General features: G+C 45.0%; 19 protein-coding genes and 2 tRNA genes. 18 read left to right on the top strand and 3 right to left on the bottom strand.

The features are described 5' to 3' along the window. Nucleotides 1–382 precede the first annotated feature (382 nt). On the top strand, nucleotides 383–1,228 hold the full coding sequence (locus OH459_RS04600; protein WP_005449167.1) for a magnesium transporter: 846 nt from the start codon (nucleotides 383–385) through the stop codon (nucleotides 1,226–1,228). Here the strand turns inward: OH459_RS04600 and dacB are convergent. After that, on the bottom strand, nucleotides 1,207–2,631 hold the full coding sequence (gene dacB / locus OH459_RS04595; protein ID WP_009698726.1) for a serine-type D-Ala-D-Ala carboxypeptidase: 1,425 nt from the start codon (nucleotides 2,629–2,631) through the stop codon (nucleotides 1,207–1,209). The genes OH459_RS04600 and dacB overlap by 22 nt on opposite strands. A 116-nt stretch (nucleotides 2,632–2,747) precedes the next feature. Then, nucleotides 2,748–3,758, bottom strand: coding sequence for a porin (locus OH459_RS04590; protein ID WP_017817695.1), 1,011 nt, complete (start codon nucleotides 3,756–3,758; stop codon nucleotides 2,748–2,750). 537 nt (nucleotides 3,759–4,295) lie between these two features. On the opposite strand from OH459_RS04590, the gene greA reads away from it, so the two are divergent. After that, nucleotides 4,296–4,769 carry a transcription elongation factor GreA gene (gene greA, locus OH459_RS04585; RefSeq protein ID WP_005439449.1) on the top strand — a complete coding sequence of 158 codons (474 nt, stop codon included), beginning with the start codon at nucleotides 4,296–4,298 and terminating at the stop codon, nucleotides 4,767–4,769. 91 nt (nucleotides 4,770–4,860) lie between these two features. On the opposite strand, the gene yhbY is transcribed toward greA, so the two are convergent. After that, nucleotides 4,861–5,157: a ribosome assembly RNA-binding protein YhbY gene (yhbY, locus tag OH459_RS04580; RefSeq protein WP_005425257.1), complete on the bottom strand. Its 297-nt coding sequence runs from the start codon at nucleotides 5,155–5,157 to the stop codon at nucleotides 4,861–4,863. 138 nt (nucleotides 5,158–5,295) lie between these two features. Here yhbY and rlmE point away from each other — a divergent pair, with 138 nt between their 5' ends. From rlmE to OH459_RS04500, 16 genes are all read left to right on the top strand, one after another. Beyond that, a complete protein-coding gene (gene rlmE, locus OH459_RS04575) occupies nucleotides 5,296–5,925 on the top strand; it encodes a 23S rRNA (uridine(2552)-2'-O)-methyltransferase RlmE (protein WP_005439450.1) in 630 nt (209 codons plus the stop codon). Nucleotides 5,926–6,033: 108 nt separating this feature from the next. Beyond that, the gene (ftsH, locus tag OH459_RS04570) at nucleotides 6,034–8,013 is read left to right on the top strand and encodes an ATP-dependent zinc metalloprotease FtsH (RefSeq protein ID WP_009698724.1); all 1,980 of its coding nucleotides are present in this window, start codon (nucleotides 6,034–6,036) and stop codon (nucleotides 8,011–8,013) included. 68 nt (nucleotides 8,014–8,081) lie between these two features. Then, entirely contained in the window at nucleotides 8,082–8,912 is an 831-nt protein-coding gene (folP, locus tag OH459_RS04565; RefSeq protein WP_029790371.1) for a dihydropteroate synthase, read from the top strand. 18 nt (nucleotides 8,913–8,930) lie between these two features. After that, the gene (gene glmM / locus OH459_RS04560; protein ID WP_005449157.1) at nucleotides 8,931–10,271 is read left to right on the top strand and encodes a phosphoglucosamine mutase; all 1,341 of its coding nucleotides are present in this window, start codon (nucleotides 8,931–8,933) and stop codon (nucleotides 10,269–10,271) included. Nucleotides 10,272–10,496: 225 nt separating this feature from the next. Beyond that, nucleotides 10,497–10,835, top strand: a complete 339-nt coding sequence (gene secG, locus OH459_RS04555) for a preprotein translocase subunit SecG (RefSeq protein ID WP_005449155.1) — start codon at nucleotides 10,497–10,499, stop codon at nucleotides 10,833–10,835. Between the two features lie 18 nt (nucleotides 10,836–10,853). Next, nucleotides 10,854–10,937, top strand: a tRNA-Leu gene (locus OH459_RS04550). A 56-nt stretch (nucleotides 10,938–10,993) separates the two neighbouring features. Beyond that, a tRNA-Met gene (locus OH459_RS04545) sits at nucleotides 10,994–11,070 on the top strand. A gap of 231 nt (nucleotides 11,071–11,301) precedes the next feature. After that, entirely contained in the window at nucleotides 11,302–11,757 is a 456-nt protein-coding gene (gene rimP, locus OH459_RS04540; protein ID WP_005449153.1) for a ribosome maturation factor RimP, read from the top strand. A 36-nt stretch (nucleotides 11,758–11,793) separates the two neighbouring features. Next, complete coding sequence (gene nusA, locus OH459_RS04535) at nucleotides 11,794–13,281, top strand: transcription termination factor NusA (protein ID WP_005449151.1); 1,488 nt, start codon at nucleotides 11,794–11,796, stop codon at nucleotides 13,279–13,281. A gap of 21 nt (nucleotides 13,282–13,302) precedes the next feature. Continuing rightward, nucleotides 13,303–15,990: a translation initiation factor IF-2 gene (infB, locus tag OH459_RS04530; protein WP_005449149.1), complete on the top strand. Its 2,688-nt coding sequence runs from the start codon at nucleotides 13,303–13,305 to the stop codon at nucleotides 15,988–15,990. A 109-nt stretch (nucleotides 15,991–16,099) separates the two neighbouring features. Continuing rightward, nucleotides 16,100–16,507: a 30S ribosome-binding factor RbfA gene (gene rbfA / locus OH459_RS04525; RefSeq protein ID WP_005449148.1), complete on the top strand. Its 408-nt coding sequence runs from the start codon at nucleotides 16,100–16,102 to the stop codon at nucleotides 16,505–16,507. Then, a complete protein-coding gene (truB, locus tag OH459_RS04520; protein WP_038898000.1) occupies nucleotides 16,507–17,451 on the top strand; it encodes a tRNA pseudouridine(55) synthase TruB in 945 nt (314 codons plus the stop codon). The genes rbfA and truB overlap by 1 nt, the downstream gene beginning before the upstream one ends. Before the next feature lie 149 nt (nucleotides 17,452–17,600). Then, the gene (rpsO, locus tag OH459_RS04515; protein ID WP_005449146.1) at nucleotides 17,601–17,870 is read left to right on the top strand and encodes a 30S ribosomal protein S15; all 270 of its coding nucleotides are present in this window, start codon (nucleotides 17,601–17,603) and stop codon (nucleotides 17,868–17,870) included. Nucleotides 17,871–18,183: 313 nt separating this feature from the next. Beyond that, nucleotides 18,184–20,316, top strand: a complete 2,133-nt coding sequence (gene pnp, locus OH459_RS04510; RefSeq protein ID WP_005449145.1) for a polyribonucleotide nucleotidyltransferase — start codon at nucleotides 18,184–18,186, stop codon at nucleotides 20,314–20,316. Between the two features lie 183 nt (nucleotides 20,317–20,499). Beyond that, the gene (gene nlpI, locus OH459_RS04505; RefSeq protein ID WP_005449143.1) at nucleotides 20,500–21,423 is read left to right on the top strand and encodes a lipoprotein NlpI; all 924 of its coding nucleotides are present in this window, start codon (nucleotides 20,500–20,502) and stop codon (nucleotides 21,421–21,423) included. A gap of 97 nt (nucleotides 21,424–21,520) precedes the next feature. Next, nucleotides 21,521–21,934: a MarR family winged helix-turn-helix transcriptional regulator gene (locus tag OH459_RS04500; RefSeq protein ID WP_050907048.1), complete on the top strand. Its 414-nt coding sequence runs from the start codon at nucleotides 21,521–21,523 to the stop codon at nucleotides 21,932–21,934. Nucleotides 21,935–21,987: the final 53 nt, after the last annotated feature.

Here is a 21,987-nt window from a genome sequence, read left to right as displayed (position 1 = left end):
TTGTATTAAAATTTGGTGAATACACGCGAGATTGACTGTAAAAATGGTCGAACTTTGTTACTATACGCGCGCTGCTACGTGAGCAGCTTTATCGGAGATTTACATGAACAATACCGACCATCCTCCCAGTTGTTGGGTGAGTAAGATTAAGGGAGCGAAATAACCCGCTTCGGTATTGGCGATCTCCGCCTTACCTTAGTGGTGAGGCATCTTTTCTTCTAGTTTTCTTTTTATTATTTCCTTTCATAAATTCTGAATAGACAGTGCTTTGGCATTGATGTTTTCGCGCGTCCTGCATTTGTATTTATACAAGTCGGGTGTGCAGAAAGCTTTTTGCGTGCGTTGTCGATGGTCGTTACCAATGCCAATCGGGAGATTCGCCATGACGGTAATGAACAACACTTTTATTGAAACAACACCAAACTTCTCAGAAGTGGAGATTGGTGCCGCTCGTAATGCCTTTTTGCAATACGAACAAGAGCAACAATTGCACCTACTAACGATCATGCCTATTGATGAGGCGGTTGGTATTTTGCAGCACTGCTCGGTTGGCTATGTGAATAGCCTTATCGCTCAACTTGAACAAGCTGGATATGATAAACGTGCTCGTCACTATGCTCACCAATTAGGTTTACATATGTCGGAAGTCGATACACCAGATGGCTACTTATCGACTAGTGTGTTGGAACATGTGAAGCAGCGTATTGGTTGGATCATTGCTCTTGCCCTTTTAGGGATAGTGTCGGGTTTGATCATTGCTCAGTATGAGGACACTTTAAGTCAACTTGTATTGCTTGCCGTATATATGCCCGTAATCGCTGCTGCTGGTGGTAATACCGGAACTCAGGCTGCGACCTTAGTCATTCGCGCACTCGCCACTGGAGAGTTAAAGAAACGCCAATGGTTAGAAGTTTTGTGGAAAGAAAGTCGCGTAGCGCTGTTTATTGCCTTGGCGATTGCGATCGTGATGATTGGTCGAATCATGCTATTTAGTGGTGGGCAATCAACAGGGGGCTTTGCACTGGAAGATATCGCATTAGCCATTGCGGTTGCGTTATTTATTCAGGTGACTATCTCAACCACACTTGGAGGATTACTTCCTATCATAGCGCGTGCATGTAAACTGGACCCCGCCGTATTGGTGAGCCCTGTATTAGCATCGATCGTCGATATCTCAGGTATGTGGATCTACTTTACCGTGGTGAACTACTTCTTAGGCATTGCCTGACTAAAACTCACAATGTCTTGGTAAAACAATTTCTCAAAACGAGTAATCGGGGCGACGACAGGCTTGTTATCGTCCCTTTTTTCTGGGAAATAGTCCGACACAAACTGAACAAATAGCGTGTTTGGTTTGCCGTTTTTATCAAGCCCATACCCCGCCATATTGTACGTGCCGTACAAGGACCCGCTTTTTGCAATCAACTGTCCTTTAATAGGAGCTTTACGCATACTCTGGCGGTACTGCAATGTTCCTGATTCACCGGACTTTGGCATAATTGCTATCAAGTTGAGTTCTTGTTCGTGTTGCCAAATGTAGCGCAAGATAGCAGCCATCGACTTCGCTGAAATGCGGTTATTGCGTGATAAACCTGACCCATCTTCTAATCGGGCATTGCGAATGTCGATCCCCGTATTGGAGAAAATGATTTGTTTGATTGCTTCAGTGCCGTTAGTAAAACTGCCAGGTTGCACAAAGAACTTAGCGCCAAGTGTTTTAGTAAGAGTATCGGCAATTAAGTTATCTGAGCGTTTTAACATCTCATCAAGCAACTGTGGTAATGGTTTTGATTTGTGTACTGCCAATAACTTGCGTGACTTTTCAGGTGCTTTGCCGACTCGAATTTTTCCTTTTAATGAAATGCCGACTTGCTTGAGCAATTTCTCTACTTTTTGGCTTGTGTAGCCTTCAGGATCTTGCACTGCAAACTTGAGGGGGAGTGGTTTATCGCCACGGTCTACTAAGCAGCCGGTTAGTTGATATTGGTTGTTTGGGTTAGCGATGAGCTCCAAATCACAATGACGGCTCTTCTGGACGCTTTTTGACACGGTTTGAGCGCTGGTGGCGACATTAATTGGTTGATGCTCAGGAACATAAACACGAGTTGTACCGTTTTTTTGTGTGTATATCGATGCTTGAACGCAATTTTCATTCAGTGTCACAGCAGATGCTGGTGCGCTATAGCAAACGCCTAGAATATCCCATGGCCATCCAACGGCACGGTTGTAGCCAGTAAAAGCGCTGTTATCTAACCAAAGATCCCCATTGATTCGGTTTAGACCGTTTTTCTTCGCTCGTGTCAGCATGGTTTTAAGATCTTGCGTTACAAGCGTAGGATCGCCGGAAAAAGTAAAGACGGCGTCAGAGTTGGAGCTTTCTAACGTTGTACGAAAAGTAAAGCCATTGCCCAGCTCAAGCTTTGCAGCCAAGGCTGTGACAACTTTTAATGTACTTGCTGGGGGGAAATACTGCTCAGTAGGATGAATGCCTTTTAGCTCACTTTGCCCATTAAGCTTTTCAGCAACCAGACTGATACGTGCTCCGTCTGGCAGCACCTCTTGGTGGGGATAAGCAAAAGAGAGAAGTGGAGTAAGGCTAGAGAGTAGTAACAATGACCAACGTAAGCGCATAGTAATAGTTCGTGAGGTTAGTTATGCAATTGAGTATATACCGAAAAATCGCAGAATTCTGGATATAAAAAATGCCCGCATAAGCGAGCATTTTATCTTCAAGTCGTAAGACTGAATTAGAAGTCGTAACGTAGACCTAGAGCTAGCTCGTCTTCAGAATCGATCTTCGTTGCTTTGTAGTTAGCAGAAGTCGTTGAGCCCATAGCATCGCCAGCATCAATTAGGTTGAAGTTGTACGATACGTAACCACGGAAGTTAGGCTTGAAGTAGTAAGACGCGTCAACCGCGAAGTTGTTTGCAGAAGTTTCGTTGTTAGTTTCTGCGTTGTTGTACGTCGTTGTGAACACTGTTTGACCTAGAGTGTAAGCACCTGCTAGTTCGTAACCAGTGTAATCTACTGTTTTCTTGAATGTTGCTTCTTTTTCACCGTCAGTGAATAGACCTGCAAAGTATAGGTCGTTCATTGTGTAAGAAGCAGCAAGCATGTATTCGTTAGCGTCAGATTGGTCTGCGTAACCAGCACCTAGGTCAAGACCAGTGTCGCCTAGAGTGTAGATAGCAGATAGAGAGTAGCCATCTTCGCCGTTATCAGTGTACTCAGTACCAGCTGCGTTTTCTACGCGGTCAGCGAAACGGTAGCTAGCTTTAACTGCTAGGTTTTCGAATTGACCTTTGTAAGACAGCATGTTGTCTGAACGGTCAGCTGCAGCTAGTTTGTCAGCAGCAGAGTTACCAGCGTACGCCATGATATCTGTGAAGTCAGTGATAACGCCTAGCGCACCGTCGTTTTTACCGTAAGTAACTTCACCGAATGCACCGCCTAGACCAGCGTATGCGTAACGAGTGTCAAGGTTGCTGTTGCCGTCTACGCCGCCTTCTTCAGCAGTAGTAAATTCACCTTCCCAGAAACCAACACCGTATAGGTTGTCGTTGATTGCTTGTGTGCCAAGGAAGTTTAGACGGATACGAGAGTTGTCCGCTACGTCGCCATCTTTCATAGATAGACGTGCTTCAGCACGACCGCCCATTTCTAGAGAAGTGCCGTCTTGGTTGTAAAGTTCAGCTGCGTTAACGCCAGTTGCCATAGCTGCTGCAGATACAGAAAGAGCAATTAGAGTCTTTTTCATCTTATTTGTCCTAGTTAGCTGTCCATAATCATTGTTTTATGGGGGAGAGGTTATCTCTCACAAGCTATTGTTGTTCGTATAGTTTCATTCGCGGCAAATGCCCACACTCGAAAAAGCCATAACGAAATAACTTGCCGGACATGTTTTACTGCTAAAGTTTCCTTATGAGTTAGTAAAATGATATAAATCCAACCAATGAACACTGTTCAATTAGTTGTTATTTCATCTTAAAGTGTTGTTTTTAAATGATTATATCTTGCCTAACATTGGTCTGACATTGATTTGTTTTTATCTTTTTTGATGTTTTTAGTGTAATGAACAGTGTTGTTTTTCAATAAATTGCGATGATGCGTAAATCTAAAAACGATTGATGGCGTGGTATTAACCACACAACTGAGTCGCGAAATCGAATTAAGGTGATTTCACACCCTAGTTTGTTTAAACTAACCAAAACAGAATCTTTGAACGTACTACCCAGTCCCTATGATTGGGTGGGATTTTTTTGTCCAAAGACACCTTTGGCCTTGAGGTTATATAATGGAAAAAGTTCCAATGACACTACGTGGCGAACAGTTGCTACGTACAGAACTCGATCGTCTACTAAAGCTTCGCCCGCAAATTTCAGAAGCAATCGCAGAAGCGCGTGAACTAGGCGACTTGAAGGAAAACGCAGAATACCACGCTGCTCGTGAAGAGCAGGGGATCTGTGAAGCACAAATTCGTGACATTGAATACAAGCTATCTGTTGCTCAAGTCATTGACGTAACAACGATGGACAACACTGGTAAGGTGATTTTTGGTTCAACCGTTACTCTGATTGACTGTGATACAGAAGAAGAGAAAACCTACCAAATCGTTGGTGATGACGAAGCAGATATTAAAGCGGGTCGTATTTCGATTAGCTCGCCAATTGCTCGTGGCTTGATCGGTAAAATGGAAGGTGACGAAGTTGTTATTCAAACTCCTGGCGGAGCGAAAGACTTCGAAATCGACAGCGTTGAGTACATCTAACTTCGTGTTCTAACGGTTAGTTGAAATAAACTCTAGATGCAAAAAAGGTCGCCTATGGCGACCTTTTCTTCTTCCGCTGCGCAAGTAGGTATTACTTACGTGGGATTTCGATTTTACGCTCTTCAGACTGGCGGTATAGCACAAGTACCTTACCGATTGTCTGAACTTTTTCAGCGCCCGTCTCACGTACGATAGCGTCGATGATCAGCTGTTTTGTCTCACGGTCTTCTGATGCAACTTTAATTTTGATCAGTTCGTGGTGGTCAAGAGCGATTTCAATTTCTGCTAGCACGGCTTCTGTAAGTCCATTTGCGCCCATTAGCACAACAGGTTTTAAACTGTGAGCCAGGCCTTTTAGGTGCTGCTTTTGTTTGGTGCTTAGGTTCATTACGCGGCCAATTTTCTTTAAAATAAGGGTTGAAAAAAGCTATTTTAACGCCATCTATTGCTGAAGACTATAATTTATTGAGTAATAGGTTGAGCCTATTAAAACAATAGCTCCTAATTACGCCTTGTTGGGATTAAGATGAGTAAACAAAAACATTCGGCTAGTTCTGGTCGTTGGTTGAAAGAACACTTTGACGATAAATATGCGAACGAAGCTCGTAAAAAAGGCTATCGTTCTCGTGCTTACTTCAAAATTGAAGAGATCCAAACAAAAGATAAATTGTTGAAATCTGGGATGACAGTCGTCGATTTAGGCGCCGCTCCAGGTGGATGGTCTCAATATGCTGCTAAGATAATAGGTGAAGAAGGTCAAATCATCGCATGTGACTTATTACCTATGGATCCAATCGCTGGTGTAAGCTTTTTGCAAGGTGACTTTCGTGACGAGGCGGTTTTAGACGCTCTATTGGAAAGAATCCAACCTTCGATGGTGGACGTAGTAATGTCTGATATGGCTCCAAACATCGCTGGTAACAATTCCGTAGATCAGCCACGAGCTATGTATTTAGTTGAATTGGCTTTAGATATGTGTCGACAAGTTCTAGCACCTAATGGTAGCTTTGTCGTAAAGGTTTTCCAGGGTGAAGGCTTCGATCAATTTGTGAAAGAAGTCCGAGACATGTTTAAAGTCGTAAAAATCAGAAAACCAGACTCATCGCGAGCTCGCTCACGAGAAGTCTTTGTTGTAGCCACTGGTTACAAAGGTTAACTATTTCGCTCGTTTAGAGCATGGTTAACACTATAGCTACAGCTAATAAACTGTAGTACCCTACCTTTAATTACAATTAGTTATCGAGAGGCTGACACCTTGAGTGACATGGCAAAAAATTTAATTCTGTGGCTTGTTATCGCTGTCGTGTTGATGTCGGTATTCCAGAGCTTTGGCCCTGGAGAGAGCAATGGCAGAACCGTGGATTACACCACGTTTGTACAGGAAGTTGGCCAAGGCCAGATTCAAGAAGCAACTTTTAAAGACGGTGAAATTAGTTTTGTTCGTCGTGGCGGCGGTGCCAAAATGGTCACTTACATGCCTGTGTACGATCAAAAGCTTCTAGATGACCTAATTAACCAAAACGTGAAAGTGCAAGGTACACCTCCTGAAGAGCAAAGCCTACTTGGCACAATCTTCATTTCTTGGTTCCCTATGATCTTACTGATTGGTGTGTGGATTTTCTTCATGCGTCAAATGCAAGGCGGCGGCGGTAAAGGCGCCATGTCTTTCGGTAAGAGCAAAGCTCGTATGATGAGCGAAGAGCAGATCAAGACGACTTTTGCAGATGTCGCAGGTTGTGATGAAGCAAAAGAAGACGTTAAAGAACTGGTTGACTACCTACGCGATCCAAGCCGATTCCAAAAATTGGGCGGTAAGATCCCGACAGGTGTACTTATGGTTGGTCCTCCAGGTACTGGTAAAACGCTTCTAGCGAAAGCCATTGCTGGTGAAGCAAAAGTGCCTTTCTTTACTATCTCTGGTTCTGACTTCGTAGAAATGTTTGTTGGTGTTGGTGCGTCTCGTGTGCGTGACATGTTCGAACAAGCGAAGAAAGCGGCACCTTGTATCATCTTTATCGATGAGATTGATGCAGTAGGTCGTCAGCGTGGTGCTGGTGTAGGTGGTGGTCACGATGAACGTGAACAAACTCTAAACCAAATGCTCGTTGAAATGGATGGTTTCGAAGGTAACGAAGGTATCATTGTTATCGCAGCGACTAACCGTCCAGACGTGTTGGACCCAGCACTACTGCGTCCTGGTCGTTTTGACCGTCAAGTTGTTGTTGGTCTTCCAGACGTACGTGGTCGTGAACAGATTCTTAAAGTACACATGCGCAAAGTACCTCTAGCAGGTGACGTAGAGCCTTCTCTAATCGCACGTGGTACACCTGGCTTCTCTGGTGCTGACTTAGCAAACCTAGTAAACGAAGCTGCCCTATTTGCTGCGCGTGGCAACAAGCGCAACGTTTCTATGGTTGAATTTGAACTAGCGAAAGACAAAATCATGATGGGTGCAGAGCGCCGTTCAATGGTGATGTCTGAAGAAGTAAAAGAGTCAACAGCTTACCACGAAGCAGGTCACGCGATTGTTGGTCGCCTAGTACCAGAACATGACCCTGTGTACAAAGTCTCTATCATTCCACGTGGTCGTGCGCTTGGTGTGACTATGTACCTACCAGAGCAAGACCGTGTGAGCATGTCTCGCCAACACCTAGAATCTATGGTTTCTAGTTTGTACGGTGGTCGTCTTGCTGAAGAGCTAATCTACGGTGCTGATAAAGTATCGACGGGTGCATCGAACGATATCGAGCGTGCAACTGATATTGCTCGTAAGATGGTGACGCAATGGGGCTTCTCTGAAAAACTTGGTCCGCTTCTATATGCGGAAGAAGAAGGTGAAGTGTTCCTAGGACGTAGCGTGACACAGACTAAACATATGTCTGATGACACAGCGAAGCTAATCGATGATGAAGTTCGTAAGATCATCGACCGCAACTACGACCGTGCGAAGCAAATTCTGGAAGACAACATGGACATCATGCATGCGATGAAAGATGCGCTAATGAAATATGAAACCATTGATGCTGGCCAGATTGATGACCTGATGGAGCGTAAGACTGAGATTCGTGAACCTGCTGGTTGGGGTGATAAGCCTGCAAACAAACCAGAAGATAACGATAAGCCTCAGGCTAAACCTGAAGTGAAAGCGGAAGAGAAACCAGTTGAACCGACTAAACCGGTAGAACAACCAACATCTCAAGAAGCGACTTCAAGTGAAGCTCCAGAAAAGAAAGACTCTGAATAAAGAGTAGCGTTAATAAAAAACCCCGAGTTAGGCTCGGGGTTTTTGTTTCTGTTGTGATTATTAAAGCTATGATTATTAAAGCAAACAACAAATCTCTCGACCTTTCCCACCCGCATGTTATGGCGATCCTCAATGTCACTCCAGACTCGTTTTCTGATGGTGGTAAATTCAACTCGTTAGAGCGTGCACTTGCTCAAGTCGAAAAAATGATTGCTGCTGGCGTTAGCATTATTGATGTTGGCGGGGAGTCTACGCGTCCAGGGGCTCCAGATGTTGCATTAGAAGATGAGTTGCAGCGTGTGGTCCCTGTAATCAAAGCGATTCGCGCAAAACATGATGTGTGGATTTCTATTGATACCAGTAAAGCGGAAGTCATGCGTCAAGCTATTGAAGCTGGGGCAGACTTGATTAACGATGTGCGTGCTCTCCAAGAGCCGGGGGCGTTAGAAGTTGCCGCGAAAGCAAACCTTCCTATTTGCTTGATGCATATGAAAGGTCAACCGCGCACTATGCAGACTAATCCTCAATACGATGATCTGATGGATGATGTCTCTGCATTTCTTCAAGAACGCATTGCTGCCTGTGAGTCCGTGGGCATCGATAAGTCTCAACTTATTCTTGATCCAGGTTTTGGCTTTGGCAAAACCATTGAACACAATTATCATATGCTGGCACACCTCGATAAGTTTCATGAATTCGGTCTGCCAATTTTGGCCGGTATGTCACGTAAATCAATGATCTTTAAATTGTTGGAAAAACCAGCAGCAGAATGCGCAAATGCTAGCGTTGTCTGCGCGACAATTGCTGCGATGAAAGGTGCGCAGATCATTCGAGTACATGACTTTGAAGAAACCATTGAGGCAATGAAAGTTGTTGAGATGACGAACAATAATATCTAAAAGAATTAAGGAAATTTTATGTCTGATAAAAGACGTTATTTTGGTACTGACGGTGTACGCGGGAAAGTAGGACAATACCCAATTACTCCGGACTTTGTACTAAAGCTTGGCTGGGCGGCTGGTCGTGTACTAGCAAAACAAGGCACTAAGAAAGTTATCATCGGTAAAGATACCCGTATTTCAGGTTACATGCTTGAGTCTGCACTTGAAGCTGGTCTTGCTGCTGCAGGTCTAAAGGCTACCTTTACTGGTCCGATGCCAACGCCAGCAGTTGCATACCTAACACAAACTTTCCGAGCGGAAGCTGGTATCGTTATTTCAGCGTCACATAACCCATACTACGATAACGGCATTAAGTTCTTCTCATCTGAGGGGACTAAACTTCCTGATGACATCGAACTGGCTATTGAAGCTGAGCTAGATAAAGATATCGAATGTGTAGAGTCTGCTGAACTTGGTAAAGCAACTCGCCTTAATGACGCCGCGGGTCGTTATATTGAATTTTGTAAGAGCACCTTCCCGTCAGAACTTAGCCTAGCAAACCTTAAGATCGTTGTTGACTGTGCACATGGTGCTACTTACCACATCGCTCCTAACGTATTCAAAGAGTTAGGTGCAGAAGTGATTGCTATGGGTGTTGAGCCAAACGGCACTAACATCAATGCAGAAGTCGGTGCGACAGACGTTCGTGCCCTACAAAAGCGTGTTGTGGAAGAGCAAGCTCACCTTGGTCTTGCATTCGATGGTGATGGCGACCGCATCATGATGGTTGACCATTTGGGCAACAAGATTGACGGCGACCAAATTGCCTACATTATCGCTCGTGATGCTCTGCGTCGTGGCGAACTAAAAGGCGGTGTTGTTGGTACGCTAATGACCAACCTAGGTATGGAAAATGGTCTAAAACAACTGGGTATCCCATTTGTTCGTGCCGCAGTTGGTGACCGTTACGTGATGGAGCAACTACTTGCTAAAGGCTGGAAGATTGGCGCTGAAAACTCAGGTCACGTTATCTTACTAGACAAAGTCACTACGGGTGATGCAATTGTTGCTGCACTGCAAGTTCTTGCTTCTGTAGTTGGCAGTGATATGACACTACACGACTTGTCACAAGGCATGACGCTTTATCCTCAGGTACTAGAAAACGTGCGTTTTGCAGGTCAAAGTAACCCACTTGAAGCGCAGGTTGTACTAGACTCAGTAGCGGAAGTGGAAGCTGAGCTTGGTGACAAAGGTCGCGTATTGCTACGTAAATCTGGTACTGAGCCTCTAATCCGAGTCATGGTAGAAGGTGAAGATGCTGAACTTGTACAAAGCTCTGCGCTTAAGATTGCAGAAGCTGTAAAAGCAAGTTGTTAATCATTGCTTTAACCTGTTTTGCGAGAGAAAAGGGCATCTTTTGCCCTTTTTTTGAGCGCTTAATGCGTTAGTGGTGACTTTTTACTAATTTTCCCTTGTCAGCGTTACTGGCTTTCGCTAGTATTGCTCCGCCTCCCGTTAGGAGGTCGCTAGCCTTGTTCATGAATAAACACGATTGTTTTTGAACGGCGCTGGCTCAACAATTTGGAACATAGGTGGAAAAAAATGTTTTCAGTTCTACTTGTGATTTACCTGTTGGCGGCGCTTGGTGTGATTGGCCTTGTGTTGATTCAACAAGGTAAAGGCGCAGATATGGGAGCCTCGTTCGGTGCAGGTGCTTCAAACACAGTGTTTGGTGCAAGCGGCTCAGGTAATTTCTTAACCCGAACAACTGCTATTTTAGCAACCGTATTTTTTATCGTTAGCTTGCTACTTGGTCGTATGTCTACGCACAAGACTGAGTCACAATGGGTAGACCCAACACTAGGTCAACCAGTTGTAGAACAAGTTAAAGATGCAGCAAGTGAAGTTCCAGCACCAGCAGGTGATGAGATTCCACAATAAGCTGTAAAGGTTTATGTAGCCGAGATGGTGAAATTGGTAGACACGCTAGCATGAGGTGCTAGTGCCTTAGGTGTGAGGGTTCGAGTCCCTCTCTCGGCACCATGAATTTACAAACTTGTAAATCACTTGTGTGAGCGTATAATGCTCATCAAGTCGGACGCGGGGTGGAGCAGCTTGGTAGCTCGTCGGGCTCATAACCCGAAGGTCGTCGGTTCAAATCCGGCCCCCGCAACCAATCTCTTCTTTCAGTTGGAAAGGATGATTCGATTGGCAAGTTTGCACAGTGCTAACCACACTGTGAGTTAAGAAAAGCATTTCTTGGCTATTCTTAACGTATCAGGGTCCAGCAGCATAAAACCCCGACTTTCGGGGTTTTTTGTTATCTGAGTTTTTGTAAATGAACTCAGATACTGCTTGGTTTTTTGATTGGGCTCTGAGCCCTTTTTTTGTTTCTGGAGTGGTTCAAATGACTGGTTTAGAAAGACAACTTACTGAAATGCTTGAAGCTCCAGTAGAGGCATCAGGCTACGAGTTGGTTGGATTAGAATTTATTCGTGCGGGTGCGCACTCAACGTTACGCATCTACATCGACCATGAAAATGGTATCAACGTAGATGCTTGTGCAGAAGTAAGCCATCAGGTTAGCGCAGTACTAGACGTTGAAGATCCAATTTCTGTTGCTTACAGCCTAGAAGTTTCTTCTCCAGGCTTAGAAAGACCACTTTTCAAAGCAGCACATTACGAGCAATTTATTGGTCACGAGGTCAGCATCGTATTGAAAATGGCTGTTGCAAACCGTCGTAAGTGGAAAGGTATTATCCACAGCGTAGATGGTGAGACAATCGCAGTTACTTGTGAAGGGCAACAAGAAGAGTTTGCTCTAAGTAACATTTCAAAAGCTAACCTGATCCCTAAATTTTAGTTCCCTAAAAAATTTGAAGCTTAGAGGCTAAATACAATGAGTAAAGAAATTTTAGCGGTAGCAGAAGCGGTATCGAACGAAAAAGCGGTACCTCGTGAGCGTATCTTTGAAGCTCTTGAGATTGCTCTAGCGACTTCTACAAAGAAAAAATACGAAATCGAAATCGATGTACGTGTAGCTATCGACCGTAAAACAGGTGAGTTTGAAACATTCCGCCGTTGGTTGGTTGTAGAAGACGTTGAAAACCCAACAAAAGAAATCTCTCTAGAAGCTGCACAATACGAAGATGCAGACATTCAACTAGGTGATTTCGTAGAAGACGATATCCCGTCAGTTACATTCGACCGTATTACGACTCAAACTGCTAAGCAAGTTATCGTACAAAAAGTACGTGAAGCAGAGCGTGCACAAATCGTAGAACAGTTCATCGACAACGAAGGTGATCTGATCACTGGTGTTGTTAAAAAAGTGAACCGCGATACAGTTGTACTTGATCTAGGTAACAACGCTGAAGCGGTAATCCTACGTGATGACCAACTTCCTCGTGAAAACTTCCGTCCAGGTGACCGTGTTCGTGGTCTTCTGTACAAAGTTGCTCCTGAAGCGCGTGGTTTCCAACTGTTCATCACTCGCTCTAAGCCAGAAATGTTGGCTGAGCTATTCCGCGTAGAAGTACCAGAAATCGCTGAAGAAATCATCGAACTGAAAGGCGCTGCACGTGATCCAGGTTCTCGCGCTAAGATCGCTGTTAAAACAAACGACAAACGTATCGACCCTGTAGGTGCGTGTGTTGGTATGCGTGGTGCTCGTGTTCAAGCAGTATCTGGCGAACTTGGTGGTGAGCGTATTGATATCGTTCTTTGGGACGATAACCCAGCTCAATTCGTTATCAACGCAATGGCTCCTGCTGACGTTGCTTCTATCATCGTTGATGAAGATGCTCACTCAATGGACATCGCTGTTGAAGCGGACAACCTAGCGCAAGCTATCGGTCGTAACGGTCAGAACGTACGTCTAGCGTCTCAACTAACTGGTTGGGAACTGAACGTAATGACTGTGGCAGATCTTCAGAAGAAACACGCTGAAGAGTCTCAAGCGTCTATCGAAAACTTCATGAAGTACCTAGACATTGAAGAAGACTTCGCTCAATTGCTTGTTGAAGAAGGTTTCTCAACACTAGAAGAAGTTGCGTACGTTCCTGTTAACGAACTACTAGAAGTTGATGGTCTGAACGAAGAGCTTGTAGAAGAGCTTCGTAGCCGTGCGAAAGACGCACTAACGACAATCGCTCTAGCACAAGAAGAGTCATTCGAAGGTCTAGAGCCTGCTGAAGATCTGCTAGGTCTTGAAGGTCTAGAGCGCGAAATGGCGTTTAAACTGGCAGCTAAAGGCGTGGCAACACTAGAAGACCTAGCTGACCAAGGTATCGACGATTTAGAAGGTATTGAAGGTCTGACAGAAGAGCGTGCAGGCGAGCTTATCATGGCTGCACGTAACATCTGTTGGTTCGGCGAAGAAGCATAATATCAGCAAGGAGGAAGCGGCATGACACAATTAACAGTTAAAGCTCTGAGTGAAGAGATTGGTACTCCAGTCGACCGCTTAATGGAACAACTTGCTGACGCTGGCATGAACAAAGCGAGTTCTGACCATGTATCGGATGAGGAGAAGCAGAAGCTTCTCTCTCACCTGAAGAAAGAGCACGGCGATAAGTCGGGCGAATCTGAACCTACTAGACTGACGCTTCAACGTAAGACTCGTAGCACGCTAAGTGTTGCAGCAGGTGGCGGCAAAAGTAAGGATGTTCAAGTAGAAGTGCGTAAGAAGCGCACATATGTGAAGCGCAGCACTATCGAAGACGACGCAAAACGTGAGGCTGAGGAAGCAGCAAAACGTGAAGCTGAAGAGCTTGCGAAGCGTGAGGCTGAAGAACAAGCCAAACGTGAAGCTGCAGAGAAAGCACAGCGCGAAGCCGATGAGAAAGCGAAACGTGAAGCGGATGCAAAACGTGAAGCTGAAGAAAAGGCAAAACGCGCACAAGCTGATAAGGCTAAGAAAGAAATGAATGCAAAAAATGCGGATGCTAATGCGCAAGCTAAGAAAGAAGCTGATGAGCTAAAAGCACGTCAGGAACAAGAAGCTCAACGTAAAGCAGAGCAAGAAGCTGCAAAACTCGTTGAAGAAGCTCGTAAGCTTGCAGAAGAGAACGAAGCTCGTTGGTCTGAAGAAGAGACTAAGAAGAAAGAGCTAGAGAACTCTGACTACCACGTAACTACTTCTCGTTACGCACGTGAAGCTGAAGATGCAGCTGACCGTCAACAAGAAGGCGGTGCACGTCGTAAGAAGAAGAAACCAGCTGGCAAAGAAGAACAATCACGCGGTGGTCGTAACCAACGTGGTGGCAAAGGCCGTAACAAAGGCAAACTTGCTAAACCAACTTCTATGCAACACGGTTTCGACAAGTCTGCGACTGTAGCGAAACAAGATGTAGTAATTGGTGAGACAATCGTTCTTTCTGAACTTGCTAACAAGATGTCGGTTAAAGCGACAGAAGTTATCAAAGTAATGATGAAGATGGGCGCTATGGCGACTATCAACCAAGTGATCGACCAAGAAACAGCACAACTTGTTGCTGAAGAAATGGGTCACAAGGTAGTTCTTCGTAAAGAGAACGAACTGGAAGAAGCAGTACTATCTGATCGTGATACAAACGCAGAAGCAGTGCCTCGTGCTCCAGTTGTAACAATCATGGGTCACGTTGACCACGGTAAAACGTCAACACTTGACTACATCCGTCGTACTCACGTTGCTTCAGGCGAAGCGGGCGGTATCACGCAGCACATCGGTGCTTACCACGTTGAAACTGATAACGGCATGATCACGTTCCTTGATACTCCTGGACACGCGGCGTTTACCGCTATGCGTGCTCGTGGTGCTCAAGCGACAGACATCGTTGTTCTTGTAGTAGCAGCAGACGATGGTGTGATGCCACAAACAGTTGAAGCGATCCAGCACGCGAAAGCGGCAGGCGTTCCTCTGATTGTTGCTGTGAACAAGATCGATAAAGAAGACGCGAACCCAGACAACGTTAAGAATGAGCTAGCTCAATACGACGTAATCCCTGAGGAATGGGGTGGTGAGAACATGTTCGTTCACATCTCTGCTAAACAGGGTACAAATATCGACGGTCTTCTAGAAGCAATCCTTCTTCAGTCTGAAGTTCTAGAGCTTACAGCTGTAGCAGAAGGCATGGCGTCTGGTGTTGTTGTTGAATCTCGTCTAGATAAAGGTCGTGGTCCAGTAGCAACAGTACTTGTTCAATCAGGTACGCTAAACAAAGGCGACATCGTTCTTTGTGGTCAAGAATACGGCCGTGTTCGTGCAATGCGTGACGAACTAGGTAAAGAAATCACAGAAGCTGGTCCATCTATCCCTGTAGAGATCCTAGGTCTTTCAGGCGTACCATCTTCAGGTGACGAAGCAACAGTAGTACGTGACGAGCGTAAAGCACGTGAAGTAGCGAACTACCGTGCTGGTAAGTTCCGTGAAGTGAAACTTGCTCGTCAGCAGAAATCTAAACTAGAGAACATGTTCTCTAACATGACTGCTGGTGAAGTTGCTGAGCTAAACGTAGTTCTTAAAGCAGACGTACAAGGTTCTGTGGAAGCGATTGCTGACTCACTACTGAAACTGTCTACTGACGAAGTGAAAGTAAACATCGTTGGTTCTGGTGTTGGTGGTATTACAGAAACTGATGCAGTTCTTGCAGAAGCTTCTAACGCAATCATCCTTGGCTTTAACGTACGTGCTGACGCATCTGCTCGTCGTGCGATTGAAGCAGCAAGCGTTGATCTACGTTACTACTCAATCATTTACCAATTGATTGACGAAGTTAAACAAGCAATGGGCGGTATGCTTGCTCCAGAATTCAAGCAAGAAATCATTGGTCTTGCTGAAGTACGTGACGTATTTAAGTCACCGAAACTGGGCGCAATCGCTGGTTGTATGGTTACTGAAGGTCTAATTAAGCGTAACAACCCAATCCGCGTTCTACGCGACAACGTTGTTATCTACGAAGGTGAGCTAGAATCACTTCGTCGCTTTAAAGATGACGTTCAAGAAGTTAAGAATGGCTACGAGTGTGGTATCGGCGTTAAGAACTACAACGACGTTCGCGTGGGCGACCAGATCGAAGTATTCGAAATCGTTGAAGTAAAACGTACTCTAGACTAATTGACTAAAATTACTAACTGTCTGAAAGACAAATAGTAATTGGTTGTTGAATACACCATGGGGGGCTGGCTTGACCATCCCCCCATTCTTTCTATCTAAGAGAATGAATATGTCAAAAGAATTTAGCCGCACGCAGCGCGTATCACAGCAGCTGCAAAAAGAACTAGCGATGATCCTTCAACGCGAAGTTCGTGACTCTCGCCTAGGCATGGTTACGATTTCAGATGTAGAAGTATCACGAGATCTTGCTTACGCAAAAGTATTCGTTACTTTCCTATGCGTGGGTGAGCAGACGCCAGAATCATGCCTAGCAGCGCTACGTGAGCACGAAGTGCACATCCGAATGATGCTAGGTAAGCGTATTCGCCTACGTCTAACGCCTGAAATCCGTTTCTACTACGATAACACGCTAGTAGAAGGTATGCGCATGTCGAACCTAGTTTCTGAAGTTGTGAGCGAAGATAAACGCAAACAACAAGATTCTGGTCGTGAAGAAGATCAGGCAGGGGAAGAGTAATGGCTCGTCGTCGTAAAGGTCGTCCAATTAATGGCGTTATCTTGTTGGATAAACCAACAGGTATTTCTTCAAATGATGCACTGCAAAAAGTAAAGCGTATCTACTTTGCTGAGAAAGCGGGTCATACGGGTGCATTGGACCCATTAGCGACGGGCATGTTGCCAATCTGCTTAGGCGAAGCAACCAAGTTTTCTCAGTTCTTGTTGGATTCAGACAAGCGCTACCGTGTAATCGCAAAACTGGGTGAGCGCACTGATACGTCTGACTCTGATGGCGAAGTGGTAGAGACACGTCCTATTGATGTGAATCTGGAGAAGCTAGAAGCGTGCATTGATACGTTCCGTGGTGAATCAGATCAAGTACCTTCAATGTTCTCAGCATTGAAATACCAAGGCAAGCCGTTGTACGAGTACGCTCGCAAAGGCATTGAAGTACCACGTGAATCTCGCAAGATCACGGTATATGAAATCGTACTTCACCGTTTTGAAGGTGATGAAGTTGAGATGGAAGTGCACTGCTCAAAAGGTACTTACATCCGTACAATTGTTGATGACCTAGGTGAGATGCTTGGTTGTGGCGCACACGTGACTATGCTTCGTCGTACTGGTGTTGCTAAATACCCGTACGAAAAAATGGTGACGCTAGAGCAACTTAATGAGCTGCTTGAGCAAGCGCATCGTGATGAAGTGGCACCAAAAGAGTTGCTTGATCCCCTGCTACTGCCAATGGACACTGCCGTTGAAGATTTACCCGAGGTAAACCTAAACGCAGAGCTGACTAACCTAGTACAACACGGTATGCCCGTGCAGGTGTTTGGTGCGCCAGAGGGTACGCCAATTCGTATGACTTCTGGTGAAGAGAAGCTGTTTATCGGTGTAGCAGAAGTCAACGACGATGGAAAAGTAGCACCAAAACGTTTAGTGGTTTTCCGCGACGAAGAGTAACTTCGCAAAGCTTAAAAAATACCGGCATCATTGCCGGTATTTTTATATTGCGCGAGTGAGGAAACTTCCTTATAATTCGCGCTCCTCGTGTCGGCTGAATCAGAGATTGGCTGGCACAAATATTAACCTACTCTTATTAGGAGAGAATTATGTCTCTGAATGCAGAAACTAAAGCAGCAATCGTTGCAGAATACGCACAAGGCGAAGGCGACACTGGTTCACCAGAAGTTCAAGTAGCTCTACTTACAGCTTCTATCAACCACCTACAAGGTCACTTCAAAGCACACAAAGGCGATCACCACAGCCGTCGTGGTCTTCTACGTATGGTTTCTCGTCGTCGTAAGCTTCTAGATTACCTAAAAGGTAAAGATCTAGCTCGCTACCAAGACCTAATCAAGCGTCTAGGCCTACGTCGCTAATAAGCGACTGCATAGCAGTTTGTCTAAAAGGGGCTTTATGCCCCTTTTTTGTTGCCTGTTACTTATTTTGACTGCTATAGCTTAGCCAAATCAGACTTATGCCGTTATACTACACGCGGCTTAATCTCGTTTAGAGATTTTCACTAAGCTCATTGCATTACAGTCAACCTCGTCGACCAAAAGGTCGCGACTATTAAAAGTGAACTGAATACTAAGTTAGTTTGTTTTTACTAGTCGCGATTCGTAATGCCTTGGGTATCAATCAATACTCTCTAAGCAAATCAATCGATGCGCTTGGAAACAAGGAATAACAATGTTCGAAAAACCAGTTGTTAAAACGTTCCAGTACGGTAACCACACAGTTACTCTAGAAACTGGCGTTATCGCACGTCAAGCTACGGCTGCAGTAATGGTTACTATGGACGATACAGCAGTATTCGTTTCTGTAGTTGGTAAAAAAGAAGCGGTTGAAGGTCAAGACTTCTTCCCTCTAACAGTTAACTACCAAGAGCGTACTTACGCAGCAGGTAAAATCCCTGGTGGTTTCTTCAAGCGTGAAGGTCGTCCTTCTGAAGGCGAAACGCTAACGGCTCGTCTAATCGACCGTCCAATCCGTCCTCTATTCCCAGATGCATTCAAAAACGAAGTTCAAGTTATCGCGACAGTAGTATCTGTGAACCCAGACGTTCAACCAGACATCCCAACGATGATTGGTACGTCTGCTGCGCTAGCTATCTCTGGTATCCCGTTCAACGGTCCTATCGGTGCTGCACGTGTTGGTCACATCGACGGTCAGCTAGTACTTAACCCAAGCAACACTGAGCTAGAAGCATCTAAGCTAGACCTAGTTGTTGCGGGTACTGAATCTGCAGTACTAATGGTTGAATCAGAAGCTGACAACCTAACTGAAGAAGAAATGCTATCTGCTGTTGTATTCGGTCACGATCAACAACAAGCGGTAATCAAAGCAATCAACGAATTCAAAGCTGAAGTCGCTACTCCTGCTTGGGATTGGGTTGCACCAGAAGAAAACACAGCGCTTGTAACTAAGATTGCTGAACTTGCTGAAGCTAAACTGGTTGAAGCTTACCAAATCACTGAGAAAATGGCTCGTTACGACCGCATCCACGAGATTGCTGGTGAAGTTAACGAAGTTCTTCTTGCTGAAGATCCAGAAGCAAACACAAAAGAAATCCACACTATCTTCCACGATCTAGAGAAGACAGTTGTACGTCGTAGCATCATCGCTGGTAACCCACGTATTGATGGTCGTGAAAAAGACATGGTTCGTGCGCTAGACGTACGTACTGGTGTTCTTCCACGTACACACGGTTCTTCACTATTTACTCGTGGTGAAACTCAGGCGCTAGTAACTGCGACTCTAGGCACGCAGCGTGATGCTCAAATTATCGACGAACTAACGGGTGAGCGTAAAGATCACTTCCTACTACACTACAACTTCCCTCCGTACTGTGTAGGCGAAACTGGTTTTGTAGGCTCTCCTAAGCGTCGTGAAATCGGTCACGGTAAACTGGCTAAACGCGGTATCGCAGCAGTAATGCCTTCTGTTGATGAGTTCCCATACACAGTACGTGTTGTATCGGAAATCACTGAATCTAACGGTTCATCATCAATGGCTTCTGTATGTGGTACTTCTCTTGCTCTTATGGATGCAGGTGTGCCAATCAAGTCTTCTGTTGCGGGTATCGCAATGGGTCTTGTTAAAGAAGGCGACGACTTCGTTGTTCTTTCAGACATCCTTGGTGACGAAGACCACCTAGGTGACATGGACTTTAAAGTAGCGGGTACTAACACTGGTATCACTGCACTTCAAATGGACATCAAGATCGAAGGTATCACTAAAGAGATCATGCAAATTGCGCTTAACCAAGCTCAAGGCGCACGTAAGCACATCCTATCTGTAATGGATGAAGCTATCTCTGGTGCTCGTGAAGACATCTCTGAATTCGCTCCTCGCATTCACACAATGAAGATCAGCGCAGAGAAGATCAAAGACGTTATCGGTAAAGGTGGTGCAGTTATCCGTGCTCTAACTGAAGAGACTGGTACTACTATCGAAATCGAAGACGACGGTACGATCAAGATTGCTGCAACTGAAGGTGCAGCAGCGAAAGAAGCTATCCGCCGCATCGAAGAGATCACTGCTGAAGTTGAAGTAGGCCGTATCTACACTGGTAAAGTTGCACGTCTAGCTGACTTTGGTGCATTCGTAACGGTTCTTCCTGGTAAAGATGGTCTAGTACACATCTCTCAAATCGCTGAAAAACGCGTTGAGAAAGTGTCTGACTACCTAACTGAAGGTCAAGAAGTTCAAGTTAAAGTTCTTGAAATCGACCGTCAAGGTCGCGTACGTCTAAGCATGAAAGAAGCAGTAGAGAAGCCAGCAGAAGAAGCGTCTGACGCATCTGAAGCTAAAGGCGAGTAATCTAAGATTCGACTTTTGGTCTTTTATTAGCTTAAGAGCCTGAAAGCATGCTATAAAAGGGGAGCATTTTCGCTCCCCTTTTTTTTGGCCTGTTTCGTCAAGTTTAGCTTCAAGCGAAGTTAAATATCCTATAGTGCATAAAGAGAAACAGACCCAGAGCGGTCCAAACAGGAGTACCAATTAGTGAAATGGTTTCAAACCGCAAGTTTATGTGTCGCTATCGCGCTGACCGGTTGTGCTAACACCTCTCAACAATCGGCACAAAAGTGGATCTATCCTCCGATGGCGGTACCGCTACAACCAAGCGTGCAACAAGAAGTCCAGATTGCTCGTCTTTCTCAGTTATTACAACGTCCAGATTTGAGTGACGAAGTTCGCGCTAAGATGCATTACGAGCGCGGTAACTACTACGACAGCGTTGGTTTGCGTGATCTTGCCCGTTTGGATTTTAATCAGTCTTTGCAACTTAACCCTGCTCAACCAGATATCTTTAACCTACTAGGGGTGTATTTCACTCAAGTTGGTGAGTTTGATGCGGCTTACGAAGCATTTGATTCGACATTAGAGCTTGCACCAGAGAATTCATACGCAGAGCGTAACCGCGCGATTGCGCTTTACTATGGTGGTCGTATCGATCTGGCTTTAGAAGACATGACCAAGCATTACCAAGAAATGCCGAGCGACCCATTCCGCGCGTTATGGTTGTACATTATCGAAGCAGAACAAAATCCAGAGCAAGCGAAAGCGAACCTAGAAAAGCGTTACCAACGCGATCGCAGTGAAGAGTGGGGCTGGGTTCTAGTTGCCATCATGTTGCGTGATGTGTCTGATGACGCAGCGTTAAAAGCCATCATGGATGGTACGCGTGAAAACTACCGTCTTGCTGAGCGTCTAACAGAAACTTACTTCTACCTTGGTAAGCGTTACCAACTAGAAGGTGATATTGCTGATGCGATTTCACTGTACAAGCTAGCAATCTCTTTCAACGTTTATGAATACGTAGAGCACCGTTACTCCTTCTTGGAACTGGCGCAAATCTACGATCAGTTGCAGCAAGAACAACTTGCTAAGCTCAAAGCTGAGCAACAGAAGCAAGAAGAAAAATAGCCATTAGCCGCTCAACTAGAGCGGCTTTTTTGTGCTTGAAGAATTTGGTGAGCTTCTCTAAAATAGTTAGCCTTGCTAACTAAATGGGCGAAACGTAATGGCATTAGAAAAGAGCCTGATCGATTTAGAACGCTTTTGTGCAAAGGCGTGGCGAGTGTATGCCAAAGAAGATCCGCTTTCGCACCTGAGCTTTAATGAGTTTGATTACTTGCGAGTGATCCAGCTTCATTCAGAAGGTATACGCATTACTGACTTGGCGGAAGAGCTTCAAGTTACCAAGCCTTCGGCTTCAAACATGGTGGTTCGTTTGGAGAGAAAGGGCTTGGTGAAGCGTATTGCTTGTAATGAAGATGCTCGTTCTAAGCGCGTGCTGCTAACAGAAGAAGTGATCGAAGAAATGTCATTGGAACAGGTGGTATATAAAGACATTTCACAGCAGCTTATGTGTAAGTTGGATGCGAAAGAAGCACAGCAATTGAAAGCGCTATTAGATAAAGCGCTCGGAAACTAAACCTATTTTTTATTCTTTTATCTATTTAGTTAGCCTTGCTAACTATTGGTGGT

The sequence above is a fragment of the Vibrio sp. MM46 genome, assembly GCF_027587135.1.
GTDB lineage: Bacteria > Pseudomonadota > Gammaproteobacteria > Enterobacterales > Vibrionaceae > Vibrio > Vibrio harveyi.
Note: the sequence above shows the minus strand (reverse complement) of the source record. Positions and strands in the feature narration are given on the sequence as shown.